Here is an 18766-nt window from a genome sequence, read left to right on the forward strand (position 1 = left end):
ACTATAACGCTCATTCAAATGAAAGACGATAAAAAGGTAATGGCGTTCACATATACACAGTCTATTGGCTAGTAATATACGTCGTTTAGTTGCCTACAAATCTATGTTTTAGTTAATAGCGGTAGCGATGTATTTGTTCTTATTGCGTTGCCGTTAGAGAGCGCTTACAAAAAGAATACTCAGAATTACAAGAAAATATAATCACCTTGTTATTTAGCTTAGCTACATCAAGTTTTATATTGTTCTGGGGATTACGGATTAAAATAATTACAGCTATTAATTGCCTGATACTGCAATTTCCGGGGTCCTTATTAAACTATATAAATTGTGATCAATATAATTGAAGTTTATGTTTTATATTGTTGTCATAAACCAATAGATACATATAGAAATTTAATAAGGAAGTCGTAATGAATAAAACGGTAATTAAATATGGCCTGATATTAGCTGCGCTGGTTAATATTGGTGGAGTACTGACGTTCTCGCAATTGTTTAGTAATACGGCCATTAATGATGCAGACCCTGTTGTGATGTCTAACTTTGGTTTAGTCATGATCATGGTATGGGGACTGGCATATTTTGCTGCCGCGATGACCAAAGGTAATATTCGTTTGTTAGTCTCAGTTTTTGCGATAGAAAAGTTGGTATACGTGGGCGCATGGGTGTATTGGTTAAGCACAAATAATTTATTTAGCCTGTATGAAACAGATTTATTTGCCGGTATATTTTATACCATTTACGGCTTAAATGATTTACTGTTTATGGTGTTCTTTATCAAGGTTGCTATGTATAAAGGTAACCGTATTACGGCACATAAAGAGGCTGCATTAACGCCTGATGTTGCGACTGTGAACGCAACTAAATAGAATCAAAAAAGGCACTGTATAACGATTGATTAGCGTTAATATCAGTGCCTTTTCTTAATGACAACGATTAACCGACTAGCGCTAACTGTGCGTTACGATAAGTCACAATATCTTCAATCGTTAATACTGGTAAATCGTGCTTTTCACCAAACGTAATGATTTCTGGTAAACGTGCCATTGTACCGTCAGGATTGGTTACTTCACATAATACGCCTGCAGGTTTTAGCCCCGCGAGTTTCATTAAATCAATGGTCCCTTCGGTATGGCCACGGCGCGTTAATACACCACCTGGTTGTGCGCGTAGCGGGTAAACATGACCAGGACGCGCCAAATCACTTGGCATTGCATTATCGGCAATCGCGGCTTTAATTGTGGTAACGCGATCAGCAGCTGATACGCCTGTTGTTACGCCAACGGCCGCTTCGATACTCACAGTAAACGCAGTACCGTACTGGCTTGAGTTGTTCTCAACCATAGGTGCAAGTTCTAAATGTTTAACACGCTCGTCAGGTAGACAAACACAAACAATACCACTGCCTTCTCGGATCAGTAATGCCATCTGTTCATTGGTAAGCGATTCAGCCGCATACACCATATCGCCTTCATTTTCACGGTCTTCATCATCAACAACTAAAACCCCTTTGCCTAAACGTAATGCTGTTAGTGCTGTTTCAACACGCGTGATCGCGTCGCCAAAAGGGGAAAGTAAAGACTGATTCATGGTTTAGATCCTTAATATACAACTATATAAAATATTGGGTTCCAGAATCAGGGCGTGCAGAATTAGAGGTGCGTGATTAATCATCTACCAAGGCAGATGTTAACGCATCTTACATTCTCTCTCATCCGGACTTAGCCATACATGATACGTATGCACATTACCGTCGGCTCTGGACTAGGCTATGGGGCATAGCGTTCACCAGATCTGCTGACCCTAAGCGATGACTTTATTAAATCAGAAGACTTTATAAACATAAGCAACTTAGGCGCTCGCGGGCTGAAATCGGTGACGAATAAATCGACCGCCTGATTATTACCGCCGGTGGGGAATTACACCCCGCCCTGAGAATTTAATCGATTAATGATCATGTGATCACCGTCGACAAGGTTATGTTGCCTTGATTTGAGATAAATAACAAGTATTTAAAGTGATGGCTAGTTTAGCGCTTAGGTGACATGATTAGCCGCCAGCGAGTTTCACTGTGTAGCCTTTTTTCTCTAAAAATTCTTTTGCCATGTCACGCTGATCACCTTGGATCTCGATGATGAAATCTTTGACACTGCCACCCACACCGCTTTTCTTTTTCAATTCTTTAGCGAGCGCTTTTAATTCTTTTTCGGGTAATTCGATACCGCTAATCGTTGTCGCGCCTTTACCTTTACGGCCTTTGGTTTCGCGGCGGATACGTACAATGCCATCACCTTCAGGTGCCGTTTCAACGTGTTTTTCTTCTTTAATACGGCCGCTTTCGGTTGAGAAAACCATGCGGACATTGTCATCGAAATGCATATCAATACTCATTAACAGTCAATAAAAGGGATTATAGCAAATAAAAGTAAAAATGATAACGCTAGAAATGAGTCCGCGCTAAACTGTGTGAGTGAGTTTAGGGCGGATAGTTTACTTTGATGTTACGCTAGTTATTACCATATTCATGAATGATATGATTGAGCAGGCTACCTTCCAATAGCGCTTTACGAACTAATGCTACGCCAGCCATAGAGGGCTCATTTTGAAATTTAGCTTCGTTAATCACTACGTTTGGTACAAAACTACCTAAAGCATGTTGTTGCACACTGTGTTCAATGATTGGGAAGATTAATTCTTTTGCTGCGACAATCTCGCCCTTGATTAACAACTTTTGCGGATTGAACAAGTTAATGATGATTGCGATTGCTTGACCAAGTAACTTACTCACGCGTTGTAATACTTGTACGGCTAATTCGTCACCGCTATTTGCGGCATTACAGATGCCTTCGATAGTTAAGCCTTCGATCGTGAGGCTGGTTTCGTGACCTTGATTAATTAACCCTGTTATCTGTTTAAGGATCGCTTCATTAGAGGCTATCGTTTCTAAACAGCCATGGCTACCGCAATGACAAGGTAAACCGAGTGGATCAATGCGAATATGTCCGATTTCACCGACTTGGTTATTGTAGTTGGTAAAGATTTTACCGTTATTGATGATACCTGAACCCACACCATCATGAACAGACAGTAACACACTGTCTTGGCAATCTTGCGCCGCACCAAAGTACAACTCTGCTAATGATAGAGATTGGGTGTGGTTGGCGATATACGCGGGAACACTAAAACTTTTGGTGAGTAAGTTTCCGAGTGGGATATCTTTTAGATTGTGTTTTGGTAGATACACAATGGTACCTGATTCACGGTCGATCAAACCGGGTGATGTCACCGCAATGGCGATCAAACGTTGTAAATCAGTATTGATATTAGCGCCGATAAAATCGGCAATCTGTGCTAATAAAAATGGGATCACATCGTTGTCTGGTGCAGTGTCTAAAGCAACACGGTAAGTCGTGAGCTTAGTCCCTGCAATATCATGCAATGCGATGGTTAAATTATTACGACCAAGTTTACAACTGACAAAGACAAATTTTTCGATCTCGCAGGTCAGTGATATCGCTGGTCGACCACCTGTAGAGGCTTGCTGTGCGATTTCTTTAATTAACCCTGCCGCCATTAATTGACGTGTCATTTTAGTAATACTTGCAGGCGCTAGCTCGCTTAGTCTTGCTAAAGAGACTCGTGAAATTTGCTTTTGTTCATCGATAAGGCGATAAACAGAAGCGGTATTTACTTGTTTAATAAATTCAATATTGGCGACTGGGCTATGTTTCATCATTAGAAGCTTTTCACTTGTCCGTTTACAATCGTTTTGATAACGGTGAAGTCGGCATTGAAGGCTGTTAAATTCGCAACTTTGCCTTTTGCAATGCTACCAAGTTTATCTGCTACACCAATTGCTTTTGCTGGGTATAGGTTTGCCATACGCAGTGTTTCTGCCAGCGGTAAGCCAACATGTTTCACTGTATTTTCAACTGCTTCGATCATCGTTAATGCTGAACCGCCTAGTGTACCATCGGCACCAACACATTTACCATCACGATAGAACACTTCTGTGCCTACAAAGTCAAAAGATTCGATGTTGGCCCCCGCTGGCGCGACAGCATCAGTCACTAAGACTAATTTTTCGCCCATTAATTTATGGCTCATACGTACATTGGCGTAATCGACATGGTGGCCATCAACGATAATACCGGCGTAAACCTCTTTATGATCGTAAATTGCGCCAACAACACCTGGATCACGACCCGTAATTGAGCTCATGGCATTAAATAAATGCGTCGCAAAACGCGCACCCGCTTCAAAACCTTGCATGCATTCGGTGTACGTTGCGTTCGTGTGGCCAACTGATACTAATATGTCTGCTGCGGTTAACTGTGCAATGTGTGCCGCGTCAGTATTTTCTGGTGCTAAGGTTACTTTGCTGATCACTGCACTGTTGGTACAGATATGGTCGATCATCGTTTGTTCACTGCGGCGAATAAGGTTAATACTGTGAATGCCTTTTTTCGCTGTAGACAGGTAAGGACCTTCTAAATGCAAGCCGAGTGCTTGGTTGCTGTGTTTTTCTAAATACGCCGCCATGGTATCAATCGCAGACTTCATTTCTGTATCGGTAGCCGTGATCAATGTTGGTAAGTAACTAGTACAGCCAAAGCGCTCGTTGGTTTGTTGCATGATTTCAAGGGTGTTAATACTGATATCCGTATTAAACAATACACCACCGCAACCATTGAGTTGTAAATCAATAAAACCAGCAGTTAAGCTTGCACCGGCAAGGTCAATACGTTCGATATCTGCTGGGCAATCTGCGACAGCAACCAGGTCATGAATGTATTCACCATCGATAATTACACAGTGCTCAGTTAACACACTGTCGTTTGTGTAGATAGTACAATTAGTGAGTGCATACATGGGCTTACTCCGCAATAAAGCTTTGAATGTTTTTCGCTTCTAGCTCTTTAAAGTAGCGTACCGTTTTCACTTTTAATTCCATCGTTGCTGGTTCGTCACACGCAATGATTGATTTAGGGTGTAACTGTAGCGCAGAGATTGTCCAAAGGTGGTTAACACTACCTTCGACAGCCGCTTCAAGTGCCTGGGCTTTATTATGACCTGTGATTAACACTAAGATTTCTTGTGAGTCTAATAGTGTGCCTACACCAACGGTAAGCGCGAGTCTTGGCACTTGGCTAATATCGTTATCGAAGAAACGTGAATTAGCCATACGCGTGTCTTCTGTTAGTGTTTTGATGCGAGTGCGTGAAGCCAGTGATGAAGCTGGTTCGTTAAATGCGATGTGACCATCAACGCCTACGCCACCCATGAATAGGTTAATTTGACCGTAGCTCTTAATTTTATCTTCATAACGCTGGCATTCAGCATCCAGATCGTCAGCATTACCATTCAGTAAGTTAACGTTTTTATCTTGAATGTTTACGTGATTGAAAAAGTTGCTGTACATGAATGTGCGGTAGCTTTCTGGGTGATCTTTATCTATACCTACATATTCATCCATGTTGAAAGTAACAACGTGCTCAAAGCTAACTTCACCAGCTTGGTGTAACTTGATTAGCTCTTTATAGGTTGTTAGAGGAGTTCCGCCAGTTGGTAGACCTAATACAAACGGCTTGTCTGCAGTTGGGTTGAATGCGTTAATCTTGTTAGCGATGTAAGCAGCGCTCCAGCGACCAACTTGAGCAGGGGTAAGTAAAGGAATTAATCTCATGCGTTACTCTCTATAGTTTTTTAATGGTAATTGATACTTTTTTTAAATTGTAAATTAAGTTTTGGAAACCAGCCATCAAAACTTGTATTTTTATGCTCAAATGGTTGAAACAGATCACACTATAATGAATTAAAGGTGAATTACGTTTGTCATTCAACCGTTCTTACTTTACATTACGAAATAAGTTATGGCGTAAGTACAAAGTCTGTTCTTTTAATGGAATTTGAACAGTTTCATAACAAGAACAAAACATTGATTTGGATTTAAACTTAAATAAGGATAATGGCTGTATGTTTAGCTATTTACAAAAAATTGGTCGAGCACTGATGGTTCCAGTAGCAGTTCTACCTGCTGCTGCGGTATTAATGGGTATTGGTTATTGGATTGATCCAGTTGCATGGGGCGGCGAAAACATGCTTGCTGCATTCTTCATCAAATCTGGTGCTGCAATCATTGAAAACATGTCTCTTCTATTTGCTGTTGGTGTTGCTTACGGTATGTCAAAAGACAAAGACGGTTCAGCCGCGCTTGCTGGTCTTGTTGGCTTCTTAGTGGTGACAACGCTACTTTCACCGGGTTCAGTTGCTGCAATCCAAGGTGTGAGTGCTGACCAAGTGTCTGCTGCATTCGGTAAAATCAATAACCAGTTTGTTGGTATTTTAGTGGGTGTTATCACTGCTGAGCTTTATAACCGTTTCAGTGAAGTTGAGTTGCATAAAGCGCTGACCTTCTTCAGCGGCCGTCGTTTAGTGCCAATTATTACTTCTTTTGTCATGATGGGTCTGTCATTTGTACTGATGTACATCTGGCCAATTATTTTTGATGGTCTGGTTACTTTTGGTACTAGCATTAAAGATATGGGTCCTACTGGTGCTGGTATCTACGCGTTCTTTAACCGTATGCTGATTCCGGTTGGTCTTCACCATGCACTTAACTCAGTATTCTGGTTTGATGTTGCAGGTATTAATGATATCCCTAACTTCCTTGGCGGTGCAAAATCACTTGCTAATGGTACTGCAACTGTGGGTATTACTGGCATGTATCAAGCTGGTTTCTTCCCTATCATGATGTTTGGTCTACCAGGTGCGGCGCTTGCATTTGTGCATACAGCTAAACCGGAAAATAAAGCGAAAGTAATGTCAATCATGATGGCAGCTGGCTTCGCTACATTCTTTACCGGTGTGACAGAGCCTCTCGAGTTCTCATTCATGTTTGTTGCGCCAGCACTATTCGTGTTACATGCATTATTAACAGGTATCTCGGTATTCATTGCGGCATCTATGCACTGGATTGCGGGCTTCGGTTTCAGTGCGGGTCTGGTTGATTTAGTATTATCTTCACGTAACCCACTTGCTGTTAATTGGTACATGCTAGTGGTTCAAGGTGCAGCATTCTTCGTAATCTACTACGTTGCATTCCGCGCTATCATCGTTAAGTTTGACCTTAAAACGCCAGGTCGTGAAGACGCTGGTGACGAAGCGGTTGCTCCTGCTAAAGCAGGAAAAGCTTCTCATGCTGAAGTTGCGGCTAAAGTGTTTGAACTGGTGGGTGGTAAAGACAACCTAGTACACGTTGATAACTGTGCAACACGTTTACGTCTTGACGTGAAAGATTCATCATTAGTAAATGACGCTGAACTTAAACGTCATGTTCCGGGTGTAATCAAGCCAAGTAAAACAGCAGTACAAGTTGTAATTGGTCCACAAGTTGAATTCGTTGCTAACGCACTTAAAAAACTTGTTTAATATCCTTGTTATGAGATTGGCTACTTTGTAGCTATCTTATAGGATTGAAAAGGGCGATGCATTTAATGCATCGCCCTTTTTTTGATTACGAGCCCTTACAAAACTTAGCTATACACTCATCTTGTAACAATATAAATTAGCCAACAAATGTTGATCTGGATCAATATTTGTTGGCAGTTTAATTATTAATGTATTCATTCAAACAAACGGATAAAAATATGACTCAAGTTACTTTCCAAGGCGATGCTGTAAATATCTCTGGTACAATTCCTGCTGTTGGTTCATTAGCACCTGCATTTGCATTAACTGCTGCAGACCTATCTGAATTAACACTAGCAAGCTTAAAAGGTAAGAATGTTGTACTTAACATCTTCCCAAGCATCGATACACCTGTATGTGCTACTGGCGTACGTAAATTCAATGAAGCAGCTGCAACATTAGAAAATACAGTTGTGGTATGTGTTTCTGCAGACCTTCCTTTTGCTACGGGTCGTTTTTGTGAAGTTGAAGCTATTGCTAATGTGCAACATGCTTCAACATTCCGCAGCCCTGAGTTTGCAGAAGCTTACGGTGTTGCGATTCCTGATGGTGCATTACGTGGTTTAACGACGCGTGCTGTAGTATGTATCAATGCTGAAGGTGTTGTGACACACAGTGAATTAGTTGCTGAAATCACAGATGAAGCTAACTATGAGCTAGCGCTTAAAGCACTATAGTCATTACTGATCAAGAATCAATAATGCCTTAACGTTTCAAACTTAGTTTGGAATAATGAATATGAAATAGCGCTGCAGGATCTGCAGCGCTATTTTTTATGCGAGTAGAAAAGTTTACTGGTTGTTGGTGAGCAAGGTTAATACTTGCTGATAAGGATAGGCTTGCAGCGCGGCGAAATTACTGATCTTCTTCGCTTTCATTTTCATAAATAACGGTGTACTTATGCCGGATAAGAAACGCGTGATTAATACTGGCGTAGGCTGTTTGTCGCAAGCATTAATAAACGCTTGGCTTAGTTCGACAACGTGCTCTATCGATAGTGGTGGCATGCTGGCGGGTTGTGGCAACTGTGCAATGCGTCCCTGACAGACAGAGCAAGTACCGCATTGTTCTGGCGCTTTTTCATCACCAAAGTAGGTTGATAAACCTTTACTCAAGCATTGCGAGCTCTGAATATATTGGCCTACCGCATGCACGCGTTTAATTTCACTTTGTTCTTTATGTGCAAATTGTTGATGCAGTGTTTCGGCTAATTGTTGACTATCAAAACGTGAATTCAATATCTGATATACATCGGTCATTAACTTGCTTTCAAGGACAATATTATTGCGTTCATGTAAAAATTCCAACGCGGTAATCACACGGCTCCGCTGTTCTTGGTAACCTTCACTCATACGTTCAAAGTTAACCGTTGCCCAAGTGCGTTTCGCCGGTGATGCATTAAATATTTCTTCAATAAATACGCGTTTTTCATCAGTAAACTGGCTGAGTATTTGCGCCGGATCTTTTAAAAATTTAAAGCGGTACTCGGCAAAATACGAATACAGTGGCTTGATGATGCCTTGCATTTCTAAATACACCAGTAAGGTTTTTAATGGGGCTTGGCGCAAGTTACTGCTCATCGATAACCCGTATAAAGTATGTTCCCATTCAGTCCCGGCAGCTTGGATTTCGCTAAGTACCGTTTCAATGCCATTGAGCTCGGGTGTATCACCGTAAACGAAGTTTTCGAGAATACTTTGGTTATCTAAATTCGCTAATACCAGGCATTGTGAATCATTACCGTCACGACCCGCACGGCCAATTTCCTGGCTGTAATTTTCGATGGACTTAGGCAAATCAAAATGCACGACGTTACGGATGTTACTTTTATCGATACCCATCCCGAAGGCGATAGTTGCCACAATACAGTCGATGCCATTACGCATGAAGTTTTGCTGCACTTCTTCGCGTATCTCGGTAGGCATGCCTGCGTGATAAGCCATTGCTTCAATCCCCGTTTGTTGCAGGGCACTGGCTAGTTCTTCTGCGGTTTTTTGCAAGGTGACATAGACAATGGATGCTTGTCCGGCCTTTTTACCTAGCCAACGAGTTAGCGCATGCAGTTTTTTGTCTTGGGCAATAGGGTGCATTAATAAGCTAAGGTTAGCGCGATGAAAACCAGTTTGTATAATATCTTCTGGCTTGATATTAAACTTGGTTTCCATGTCTTTAATCACCGAGGGTGTCGCGGTTGCCGTTAATAATAAAGCTTGTTTAATGTTTAGCTCTTTTTGGTACTGCGGCAGTTTCAAGTAATCGGGGCGGAAGTTATGGCCCCATTCTGAAATACAGTGAGCTTCATCGATCACTAATAATGAAATCGGTACTTGCTTGATGAATTTACGAAAGCGTTCATTCTTCAAACGTTCAACCGAGATCATTAAGATCTTTACTTCGCCCTCACGAACTTTTGACATGGTATCTCTGACTTCATCGACTGACATGCTCGAATCAATTTTAGCCGCCGCGACGTTATGTTTCTTTAAAAACAATAGCTGGTCTTGGATCAGGGCTAATAACGGCGAAATGACTAAGGTTAAGTGAGGTAAATGTAACGCTGATACCTGATAGCATAATGATTTACCTGAGCCAGTTGGAAAGATGGCTGCACTTGAATTGCCACTGACAATACTGTTAATGACAGCTTCTTGGCCTTCTCTAAATTGATCATAGCCAAAATAGTGTTGTAACGTCTGGTGCAGCATATCTGTCTCTCGTATTATGAAACCAAAGGCGGTTGAGCAGGGGAGTATATAGTTTTTTGTTGAAAAAGTGATCCTGTAGATGGGGATAATACAGTGGCAATGCATATTTTTAACAGTCAATCACGATATTACAGGGTGCACTATGAAGTATAAGCAACAATTTGGTGCTAGTTTACTATCGATAGCGGCAATTGTAAGTGGCTAGTTGATGCTGAGTTAATGTGGCAAGGGCAAATTAACATGGGCGCAAAACTGGCATTTTAGACTATGCTCAATTAATGTTTTGACACTATTATATGGATTTAATCATGACGTTAACAAAAAAGCTGGCTGCTGAGTTTATTGGCACATTTTGGTTAGTTCTAGGCGGTTGTGGTAGTGCTGTGTTAGCTGCTGCATTTCCAGATGTCGGTATCGGACTATTAGGGGTGTCACTGGCATTTGGTTTGACCGTATTAACCATGGCGTTTGCGATAGGGCATATCTCGGGTTGTCATCTAAATCCTGCAGTGTCAATCGGGCTTTGGTCTGGCGGTCGTTTCTCTGCCGCAGAGCTTGGGCCTTATATTTTTGCGCAAGTATTAGGGGGTATTGCCGGTGCTGCAATCTTATATCTGATCGCGAGTGGTCAAGCTGGTTTTGATGCTTCCGCTGGTTTTGCATCAAACGGTTATGGTGAACATTCTCCAGGTGGTTATACGTTAGTGGCGGCATTAGTGACAGAAATCGTCATGACGTTCATGTTCTTAATCATCATTCTGGGGGCAACGGATAAACGCGCGCCACAAGGTTTTGCACCGATTGCGATTGGTTTTGCGCTTACATTAATTCATTTAATCAGTATTCCAGTTACCAATACCTCGGTTAACCCTGCTCGTAGTACTGGCGTGGCTATTTTTCAAGGTGATTGGGCTGTGTCGCAGCTATGGTTATTCTGGGTCGCACCGATTGTCGGCGCTATATTAGCCGGTATCGTGTATCGCTGGTTTGAAAGCGAAGATACAGCATAGATAGCTATTTGGTTTATGATCTATGCTTTAACGGGTACGGATTTTTTCGCTGTTACTAGCCCTGAAATCACTATGGTGATTAACCCCGCCGCAATGCCCCATAATGCCGAGCTAATATGCCACAAGGTAAAATCAGATGCGGTGACTAAAAAGGTCATTAGTGCCGCTTCTTTATAAGGCGATTCAACAAAAGCCTGTTGTAAACTACTGCCAATCGTAGAGAAGAGGGCAATCCCGGCTAATGCATATATTAAGGCTGACGGCATGGCTTGAAATAAGGTCATGAGGCTTAACGCACAAACCCCCATTAACAAATAGAACGCTCCCGCACTCACCGCTGCCCAATAGCGTTTTTTCGGATCTTGGTCGGCTTCTTCTGACATACAGATTGCTGCTGTGATCGCGGCTAAATTAATACCGAAACCACCAAAGGGCGCAATAAGCATATTGGTTATACCTGTGACCGTCATTAATTTGGATACCGGCGCGTGATAACCATGGGCTTTTAAAATGGCGATGCCGGGCATGTTTTGGGTTGCCATTGTCACCAAAAATAGGGGGAAGCCGATATTGATTAGCGCGGCTAAGTTCCATTCCGGTTCAATATAAACCAGTTGGCCGATATTCCATTCTAAATCTGGTACTACAAAGAGTCCTTGCATCGATGCAGATGTAATCCCCACTATTAAAATCGCGAGCATGGCAAATCGCGGGATCAATGATTTACAGACTAAGTAGGTAATAAACATCAGGCCGACAAGCAGTGGGGACTCGTTCATGACATTAAATACATCAATGCCAAATGACAGTAAGATCCCAGCTAGCATGGCACTTGCTATTTGTAAGGGCACGCGATTCATTAACTTCTCAAATAAACCGGATATACCTGACAGGGTAATTAAGCACGCTGAGAAAATAAAGGCGGCAACGGCTTCATTAATACTAAACCCTTGGGTACTGGTGATCAGTAATGCAGCACCGGGTGTTGACCATGCGATTAACAAAGGGGTGCGGTAATAGATTGATAGGCCAATAGAGGAGAGCCCCATACCAAGCCCCAACGCAAAGACCCAACTTGATATCATCACTATGTCTGCACCGAGGTTCGAAGCCGCTTGGTATATTAAAGCGATAGAGCTGGTAAAGCCGATTAAAGAAGCAATAAACCCCATGTTTATTCTATTTAAAATTGTGCTGGTCATTGTCACCGCTTCTCCAATTATCGATTTCGTGATAAAGTCTTTGTGCGTAATAACGCACACTCCATATCAATAAAGTAACACTGTATGTTATAACGCACAATGGGTTGTGCTATCACAAAGGACATTATTATCAATATTCATGCATCTTTAGGCTCGCGTCTTAAAACTGCGCGTAGTAACAAAGGCTGGAGTTTAGACAAAACCAGTCAACACACAGGCGTATCAAAAGCCATGTTAGGCCAGATTGAGCGCGGTGAATCAAGCCCAACCGTGGTGCGATTATGGAATATTGCCAATGGTTTTGAGTTGCCGCTGTCTTACTTTCTGACCGACTTAGCGCAAACACAGGCAGATACTTCTGCCAATACATCGTTAAATACAGCCCTAAATAAATTGCAGAATAGCGAGCAAGATATTCACATCGTGACGCTATTTCCCTATGACGCACAGACTAAGATTGAAGTATTCCAGATCACGTTAGATCCACAGCGGTCGCATATTTCGGGACCGCATAATACGGGTGTCGTCGAGCATATTATTGCCGTTGATGGGGCGATGGAATATTTCTTAACGTTGACTCCCGCTGGTATTGAACAGGAATGGCATATTTTGAAGCAAGGGGAGAGTGTTAAGTTTAATGCTGACCAGCAGCACGGTTACCGAAATATGACGGGGAAGCCTGTGACAATCCACAATATTATTAGTTATACCCAAGCCTAATTAAACTGAGATGGCGGGAACCATAGCCGAGTGTCTACCTTCGGACGTTCGCCTGCAATCTTGTATAGAAAATATCTTCTTTTATTCCGCCGAGATCAAGGCCGCTCTTTTTTTATGTAATATTGTCGTATTTACCTTGTTTGAGGTATTAATAAATCCTAGTATGGAGATATATTAATTATCTAGGGTGAGAGAAAAATGTTCACATTAAATGTTGATCCAGACTTACAATTAGCGATTATGCAGCCGTCATTCGCTCGTCGCTATTTAGATATTGTTACGGCGGAACGTGCGTATTTATCAAAATGGTTACCGTGGGCGACTAATGCCGATAATGAAGCTTTCTTTCTTGAGTTTGTCCGTAAATCCTTGCAAGGATATGCAGAAGGTAAGTCGATGAGTTGTGCGTTGGTTTATCAGCATACGGTGGTGGGTAATATCAGTTTTAACCGTATTGATCAGGAGCTTAAAAAAGTTGTAATTGGCTATTGGTTAAGTGAAAAATACCAAGGAATGGGCATAGTGACGAAAGCGGTGAGCTTTTTAATTGAATACGCATTCTCTGAGTTAAGCATGGACAAAGTCGAGATATGTGCAGCTGTCGACAATACCGCAAGTCGTCGAGTCTGTGAGCGTTTGAATATGGCGTTAGAAGGCATTATTAGTAACGCTGAAAACGTCAATGGTGAGATAATCGATCATGCGATTTACGGTATTCACCGTTCAGATCTACGTTAAAATTATTTGATTAATACATGATTAAAGATAGAGACAAAGTAAAAGGGACCTAGGTTGAACAATTATTTTGAAAGCCCGTTTGTGGGTAAATCGCTAAAAGAACAGGTGACAAACCCAAATATTATTGTTGGTGAACACAGTTATTATTCTGGCTATTATCATAATCATAGCTTTGATGATTGCGCGCGTTATTTATTACCTGATCGCACTGACGTTGATAAGCTAATTATCGGAAGTTACTGTTCTATTGGTTCGGGTGCAGTGTTTATGATGGCGGGTCATCAAGGCCATCAACCTCAGTGGATCAGCACCTTTCCGTTCTTCTATCAAGGCAATGAAAACTTTGCAGATGCAAAAGACGGCTTTCAACGTGCTGGTGATACTGTGATTGGTAATGACGTTGAACCTTATTCTATCGTCGGCTCAAACCCAGCCAAACACATTCGTTATCGATTTACCGAGCAGAAAATTGCGATATTACTCGAGATCCAATGGTGGACATGGACGGAAGAACAGCTGAAAGGTGCAATGCCGCTTATGTGCTCAGAGGATATCGACGGATTACACCGTTATTGGCAAAACCAAGTTCTAGAATGAAAACGCTAAGCAGTTTTATCTTGCTAAAGGGTTTGTTGAGATAGGTAAGGGGACTGTGGGAGATTATTTAGTGTTACGAAATGAATAAGCAGGCCATCGACCTGCTTTATTTTATAGCTAAAATAGTTGTTACTAACCTGCTATGATTAATCTAGAGGGACCTTCTAGTTAGCCCGCTTTTTACTTTATCTGCCAGATCGAATTATGTGTTACTTTCGATTTCTAATATCTGAATAATTGCATTTAGCTCTTTGGTTGGGGTTTTGTCATATATTTTTCTAGCCCAATCTAATGCGGTGAACCCATTTTTCGTTTTAGCATTAATATCTATTCCATGTTTCAGTAAGAATAAGACATTATCTTTATTTTTAAGTAAGACTGCTGAATGTAGCGCGTTTATATTACGATTACTGAAATGATTTACACCATTAATATCTAATCCATTTTCTAAAAAAATTTCTGCTGTCTGATATTTGTAATCATTTGAACCATTCAATATAAATTCAATACCCGAATTTTGTTGTAATTGCTGAATATCATTTTCTGTAGTTCGAAAGTGTTCTAAATAAAATTTACTGGCATCATTAAATAAATTAGCGTCTGTACTGCCATTACCATTATTATCAGAGTATGAAATCAGGTGTTCAATATTCATAGTTTCTAAAGCATATACAATTATGGAACTGGATATAAGTACTATTGAGAGTGATGATATTAATAGTGTTTTTTTTATTTTAGCTTTTAACACCATATTTTTTCGACTCCAGGAAAAGATAAGTTATTATCGTTGTTAATAATATGAACTTGAGCATGATTAGTTACATTTATTAACGCTAATTGATGGATATTCTTTACACCAATTGCATTCCTGACAGACTCATAAATTTTTAGTTCGTGTAAATCGCTTGTGGGAACATGTTTGAACCAATGTTTTGCAGATTCTTACCTAACTTTTTTAATATTGCGGAGATACTTGTTGATCTAATTTTTGTTGGCATTATTGCTTTTATCAGAATATCAATAAAACCCATAGCATAAGAAGCATCGACAGCTTCAACGAGTAATGCTTGTGCAAAACTCCTGACAGTGTTGCTTATAGATAATTCGTTAATGAGGGGATGGTGTACAGGTTGAAAAATAAATTTCAAAATTATAATTGTTTCTTCTTTACTATAAATTAGTTCGTCAGCACTATAAGATTTTGTAATTCCCATAAGGTTAAACCAAGTTGCAACATGTAGTTATCAACTCTAACATTTCTCATGGAGAGTAAAGAGTGAAAAAAGTATGAATGTGTATCTGTTAAGTAAAATAGATAAGCAGGCCATCGACCTGCTTATCTATTATTACTAGCCTAAAGCGACCTTTTAGCTCACACGCTTTTCACTCACTTTATCTACCAGATACAATATCGAGCGATATTCAATTCCACTGTGCTCTGATAAACCAATCTCACAAGTACGGCTATTCGAATAACCCTCACTGCAATTACTCGGCACTTGACGTGCTAACGGTGATAATGCCGATGCGTTCAATTCTGGGGTGGTAAAGCCTTTATCACCGGCAAAACCACAGCATTGAATGTCTTCTGGAATAATCACTTGTTGCGCACAAGCACGACTGACTTTTTCCATTACACCCGCTAAACCTTGCTTACGTGAGGTACAGGTAATATGTAACATCACAGGCTCTGGTTGCGGGATAATATCAACATGCTGCATCACGAACTCAGCCACAAAGCGGAATGGTTCATAAATCGAGATGTCTTTGGTCATCAGCTCAATACTGGTGCTTGCACACGGGCTAGTATCCATTAATACCGGTAATTTACCTTGCTCTGATGCTTCCCATAATGCGGCTTCTAACTGCGCTGATTTACTCAAGGCGGTATCCACAAAACCTTTACTCTTATACGGCATACCACAGCATTTTTCTGATAACTTGCTTGGCATAACCACTTCGATACCGGCTTTTTGTAATACAGCTTGCGTCACTTCAGCAAGTGGGCGGTTATCCATGGCATTCTTCGCTGTGCCCATATTACGTGCTGCACAACTTGGGAAGTAGACGACTTTTTTATGCGCCAGACCATCACTTGCTAATAGCTTCACTTTACCTGCGGCTTTCGGCATGCTCGGCGTCCATAATGGTACTGCGCCGCCACTGAGTTTTCGGGTGGCTTTGGTAACCGTACGCATTGCCTTGGACCCTAAAACAGTATGAATACCGTTAGCCACACTGAGTCCAGCTTGCGTGGCAGTGGTTACCCCAGCAAAGTGATCGCTACTCCAACGCGCGATAACGTTGGCGATTGGGGAATGTTGTTGGCGTAACTTACGAATCAGGTCACCCGTATTAATATCTACTGGGCAGCGCTCTGCACATAAACCTGTCGCGGCGCAGGTATCAATACCTAAATATTTAAACGACTTTTCTAACTCAGCCAGACGTGCTGGATCTTCTTGGCTGCGTTGTAAGCGGCTGATCTCTCGGTATACGGTATTTCGTTGTCGGGGCGTTAGTGATAATTCACGTGACGGGCAAACCGGTTCACAGAAACCACATTCAATACATTTATCAATCAGTGCGTCTGCTGCTGGCATGACTTTTAAATCGGTAATATGGCTATTTTTATTATCATTTAAGATCACGCCCGGGTTTAAAATACCTGTCTTATCAAAGATGCGTTTGATATCTTGCATCAAGGCATAACCTTCGCTGCCCCATTCAAGCTCGACATAAGGTGCCATGTTACGGCCTGTACCGTGCTCGGCTTTTAATGAGCCTTGATACTCGACCGCGACTAACTGCGCTACATCGTCCATGAAACCACTATAACGGTTAATCTCTTTTTCTGTTTCGAATGCTTGGGTAAAAACAAAGTGTAAGTTGCCCGCTAATGCATGACCAAAGATGATGGCTTCATCATAATGGTATTTTTTAAATAAGATCTCTAAGTCACGTACCGCTGCGGCCAACTGTTCGATAGGAAAGGCTACATCTTCGATAATCACGGTTGTACCCACTTCACGTACCGCGCCGACTGCGGGGAATAGCTCTTTACGGATCGCCCACAACTGATTATAGATCTTGGTATCGGTACTAAACTCAACCGCTTCAGTAGGATTGAATTGATTAATCAAGGTGCTAATTTCGGCGATTTGTTGGTTTAATGATGTTTCATTTTCAGCGTGGATCTCAACCAATAATGCAGCGGCTTCGGTATTGTGTTCAGCGGCAAGCTGAGTGATAAAGGTTGGCATTCCCGGTTTATCTGCCACCGAGTTTAAGGCGCGATTATCCATTAATTCCACCGCCGCAATACTGGTATTAGCAAGTGCGCTTACGGCTAAACAGGTTTGTTCAATATCGGCAAACAAATACAGACCTGTGGCTTTAAAGCTATGGTCGATCACCGTATTGTAAGTGACATCGGCAATGAAACCCAATGTGCCTTCCGAGCCAATAAATAAATGCTGTAACACATCAATTGGATCGCTGTAATCGGTTAATGAGTTAAGGCTATAACCTGTGGTGTTTTTAAGGCGATATTTGTGGCGGATCTTGTCGGCCAATGCAGTATTGTCTTTACACGCTTGTGCAAGGTTAGTGAGATCATCGAGCATCTCTTTATGACTGATTTTAAATTGCGCTACGCTATCGCTATCTAACGTATTCAGTACCGTACCGTCGGCAAGTACAACTGTCATGCCCGCTAAGGTTTGGTAACTGTTTTGCGCAGTACCACAACACATTCCTGATGAATTGTTTGCGGCAATACCTCCGATCTTACAGGTATTGATAGAGGCTGGATCCGGACCGATCTTACGTTGATAAGGGGCTAAGATCTTATTCGCGTCAGCACCGATAATACCCGGTTGTAGCCAGATCTGTTTGCCGTTGTCTAAGACTTTATGTTCGCGCCAATCAGAGGTAAGCATGATCAGTACCGAGTCTGATAATGCTTGACCGGATAAGCTAGTGCCTGCCGCGCGGAATGTCACGGGGATTGCCATGTCATAGCAAGTTTTAATTACCAATACCATTTCGTCTAAGCTGGCAAGTTGTAAGATCAATTTTGGGATTAAACGATAAAAACTGGCATCCGTACCGTAAGCGAGTGTCAGTGTTGGGTCGGTGATAATACGTTTTTCATCAATGGACTGGCGTAATGTGTTAATTAGTATGTGGTAAGGGTCAGACATTGCAGGCTCCTAATAATACGGCTATTTTATTTTTATTTTGTTGTTAATGTGCCACATTATATTTATTTAAATTTAGTTTTACATCCTAATGGCATAGTACCGAACTAGCACTATTTGATATA

The 18766-nt window shown here is 41.5% G+C and carries 17 protein-coding genes and 1 riboswitch; of the genes, 7 read left to right on the plus strand and 10 right to left on the minus strand.

From position 1 onward, the window contains the following. The first annotated feature begins 410 nt into the window (after positions 1-410). Positions 411-866 (plus strand): hypothetical protein, encoded by a 456-nt coding sequence (locus AKG98_RS15540; RefSeq protein WP_067047790.1) that lies wholly within the window; start codon positions 411-413, stop codon positions 864-866. A gap of 67 nt (positions 867-933) precedes the next feature. Here the strand turns inward: AKG98_RS15540 and ribB are convergent, their stop codons facing one another. From ribB to nagB, 5 genes are all read right to left on the minus strand, one after another. Then, positions 934-1587, minus strand: a complete 654-nt coding sequence (gene ribB / locus AKG98_RS15545; RefSeq protein WP_067047791.1) for a 3,4-dihydroxy-2-butanone-4-phosphate synthase — start codon at positions 1585-1587, stop codon at positions 934-936. 109 nt (positions 1588-1696) lie between these two features. Continuing rightward, a riboswitch (FMN riboswitch) is annotated at positions 1697-1940 on the minus strand. Positions 1941-2046: 106 nt separating this feature from the next. Continuing rightward, positions 2047-2388, minus strand: a complete 342-nt coding sequence (gene yciH / locus AKG98_RS15550) for a stress response translation initiation inhibitor YciH (protein WP_228140324.1) — start codon at positions 2386-2388, stop codon at positions 2047-2049. A gap of 115 nt (positions 2389-2503) precedes the next feature. Beyond that, complete coding sequence (locus AKG98_RS15555; RefSeq protein WP_228140325.1) at positions 2504-3733, minus strand: ROK family protein; 1230 nt, start codon at positions 3731-3733, stop codon at positions 2504-2506. Then, positions 3733-4869, minus strand: a complete 1137-nt coding sequence (nagA, locus tag AKG98_RS15560) for an N-acetylglucosamine-6-phosphate deacetylase (RefSeq protein WP_067047795.1) — start codon at positions 4867-4869, stop codon at positions 3733-3735. Before nagA ends, AKG98_RS15555 begins: the two co-directional genes overlap by 1 nt. Before the next feature lie 4 nt (positions 4870-4873). Continuing rightward, complete coding sequence (nagB, locus tag AKG98_RS15565) at positions 4874-5683, minus strand: glucosamine-6-phosphate deaminase (protein ID WP_067047798.1); 810 nt, start codon at positions 5681-5683, stop codon at positions 4874-4876. A gap of 290 nt (positions 5684-5973) precedes the next feature. Here nagB and nagE point away from each other — a divergent pair, with 290 nt between their 5' ends. Both nagE and tpx read left to right on the plus strand, forming a co-directional pair. Then, positions 5974-7428, plus strand: a complete 1455-nt coding sequence (gene nagE, locus AKG98_RS15570) for an N-acetylglucosamine-specific PTS transporter subunit IIBC (RefSeq protein WP_067047811.1) — start codon at positions 5974-5976, stop codon at positions 7426-7428. Positions 7429-7646: 218 nt separating this feature from the next. Further along, a complete protein-coding gene (tpx, locus tag AKG98_RS15575) occupies positions 7647-8144 on the plus strand; it encodes a thiol peroxidase (RefSeq protein WP_067047813.1) in 498 nt (165 codons plus the stop codon). Positions 8145-8258: 114 nt separating this feature from the next. Here tpx and AKG98_RS15580 read toward each other — a convergent pair whose 3' ends face one another. Next, complete coding sequence (locus tag AKG98_RS15580; RefSeq protein ID WP_067047815.1) at positions 8259-10172, minus strand: ATP-dependent DNA helicase RecQ; 1914 nt, start codon at positions 10170-10172, stop codon at positions 8259-8261. Positions 10173-10480: 308 nt separating this feature from the next. Between AKG98_RS15580 and aqpZ the strand changes: the two genes are divergently transcribed. Continuing rightward, positions 10481-11182: an aquaporin Z gene (gene aqpZ, locus AKG98_RS15585; protein WP_067047817.1), complete on the plus strand. Its 702-nt coding sequence runs from the start codon at positions 10481-10483 to the stop codon at positions 11180-11182. 20 nt (positions 11183-11202) lie between these two features. On the opposite strand, the gene AKG98_RS15590 is transcribed toward aqpZ, so the two are convergent. Continuing rightward, positions 11203-12384, minus strand: a complete 1182-nt coding sequence (locus AKG98_RS15590; RefSeq protein ID WP_067047819.1) for a benzoate/H(+) symporter BenE family transporter — start codon at positions 12382-12384, stop codon at positions 11203-11205. A gap of 99 nt (positions 12385-12483) precedes the next feature. Between AKG98_RS15590 and AKG98_RS15595 the strand changes: the two genes are divergently transcribed. The 3 genes from AKG98_RS15595 (at position 12484) to AKG98_RS15605 (ending at position 14439) form a co-directional block, all read left to right on the plus strand. Then, entirely contained in the window at positions 12484-13104 is a 621-nt protein-coding gene (locus AKG98_RS15595) for a helix-turn-helix domain-containing protein (RefSeq protein ID WP_083543986.1), read from the plus strand. Between the two features lie 198 nt (positions 13105-13302). Beyond that, positions 13303-13842, plus strand: coding sequence for a GNAT family N-acetyltransferase (locus tag AKG98_RS15600; RefSeq protein ID WP_067047821.1), 540 nt, complete (start codon positions 13303-13305; stop codon positions 13840-13842). 54 nt (positions 13843-13896) lie between these two features. After that, positions 13897-14439: a CatB-related O-acetyltransferase gene (locus AKG98_RS15605; protein WP_067047823.1), complete on the plus strand. Its 543-nt coding sequence runs from the start codon at positions 13897-13899 to the stop codon at positions 14437-14439. Positions 14440-14641: 202 nt separating this feature from the next. Here AKG98_RS15605 and AKG98_RS15610 read toward each other — a convergent pair whose 3' ends face one another. The 3 genes from AKG98_RS15610 to AKG98_RS15620 form a co-directional block, all read right to left on the minus strand. Then, positions 14642-15190 carry an ankyrin repeat domain-containing protein gene (locus AKG98_RS15610; RefSeq protein ID WP_067047825.1) on the minus strand — a complete coding sequence of 183 codons (549 nt, stop codon included), beginning with the start codon at positions 15188-15190 and terminating at the stop codon, positions 14642-14644. A gap of 136 nt (positions 15191-15326) precedes the next feature. Beyond that, complete coding sequence (locus tag AKG98_RS15615) at positions 15327-15653, minus strand: hypothetical protein (protein ID WP_067047827.1); 327 nt, start codon at positions 15651-15653, stop codon at positions 15327-15329. A 153-nt stretch (positions 15654-15806) separates the two neighbouring features. Continuing rightward, positions 15807-18644 carry an FAD-binding and (Fe-S)-binding domain-containing protein gene (locus AKG98_RS15620; protein WP_067047830.1) on the minus strand — a complete coding sequence of 946 codons (2838 nt, stop codon included), beginning with the start codon at positions 18642-18644 and terminating at the stop codon, positions 15807-15809. Between the last annotated feature and the right edge of the window lie 122 nt (positions 18645-18766).

Source organism: Moritella sp. JT01 (genome assembly GCF_001574435.1).
Taxonomy (GTDB): Bacteria; Pseudomonadota; Gammaproteobacteria; order Enterobacterales; family Moritellaceae; genus Moritella.

What these genes read in the sequence shown, in the direction of transcription:
- AKG98_RS15615 (WP_067047827.1), bottom strand. Translation starts at nt 15,653, where the DNA reads ATGGGAATTACAAAATCTTATAGTGCTGACGAACTAATTTATAGTAAA.
- yciH (WP_228140324.1), bottom strand. Translation starts at nt 2,388, where the DNA reads ATGAGTATTGATATGCATTTCGATGACAATGTCCGCATGGTTTTCTCA.
- AKG98_RS15620 (WP_067047830.1), bottom strand. Translation starts at nt 18,644, where the DNA reads ATGTCTGACCCTTACCACATACTAATTAACACATTACGCCAGTCCATT.
- AKG98_RS15600 (WP_067047821.1), top strand. Translation starts at nt 13,303, where the DNA reads ATGTTCACATTAAATGTTGATCCAGACTTACAATTAGCGATTATGCAG.
- aqpZ (WP_067047817.1), top strand. Translation starts at nt 10,481, where the DNA reads ATGACGTTAACAAAAAAGCTGGCTGCTGAGTTTATTGGCACATTTTGG.
- AKG98_RS15555 (WP_228140325.1), bottom strand. Translation starts at nt 3,733, where the DNA reads ATGATGAAACATAGCCCAGTCGCCAATATTGAATTTATTAAACAAGTA.
- nagE (WP_067047811.1), top strand. Translation starts at nt 5,974, where the DNA reads ATGTTTAGCTATTTACAAAAAATTGGTCGAGCACTGATGGTTCCAGTA.
- AKG98_RS15610 (WP_067047825.1), bottom strand. Translation starts at nt 15,190, where the DNA reads ATGGTGTTAAAAGCTAAAATAAAAAAAACACTATTAATATCATCACTC.
- nagB (WP_067047798.1), bottom strand. Translation starts at nt 5,683, where the DNA reads ATGAGATTAATTCCTTTACTTACCCCTGCTCAAGTTGGTCGCTGGAGC.
- AKG98_RS15540 (WP_067047790.1), top strand. Translation starts at nt 411, where the DNA reads ATGAATAAAACGGTAATTAAATATGGCCTGATATTAGCTGCGCTGGTT.
- AKG98_RS15580 (WP_067047815.1), bottom strand. Translation starts at nt 10,172, where the DNA reads ATGCTGCACCAGACGTTACAACACTATTTTGGCTATGATCAATTTAGA.
- AKG98_RS15590 (WP_067047819.1), bottom strand. Translation starts at nt 12,384, where the DNA reads ATGACCAGCACAATTTTAAATAGAATAAACATGGGGTTTATTGCTTCT.
- nagA (WP_067047795.1), bottom strand. Translation starts at nt 4,869, where the DNA reads ATGTATGCACTCACTAATTGTACTATCTACACAAACGACAGTGTGTTA.
- tpx (WP_067047813.1), top strand. Translation starts at nt 7,647, where the DNA reads ATGACTCAAGTTACTTTCCAAGGCGATGCTGTAAATATCTCTGGTACA.
- ribB (WP_067047791.1), bottom strand. Translation starts at nt 1,587, where the DNA reads ATGAATCAGTCTTTACTTTCCCCTTTTGGCGACGCGATCACGCGTGTT.
- AKG98_RS15595 (WP_083543986.1), top strand. Translation starts at nt 12,484, where the DNA reads ATGGGTTGTGCTATCACAAAGGACATTATTATCAATATTCATGCATCT.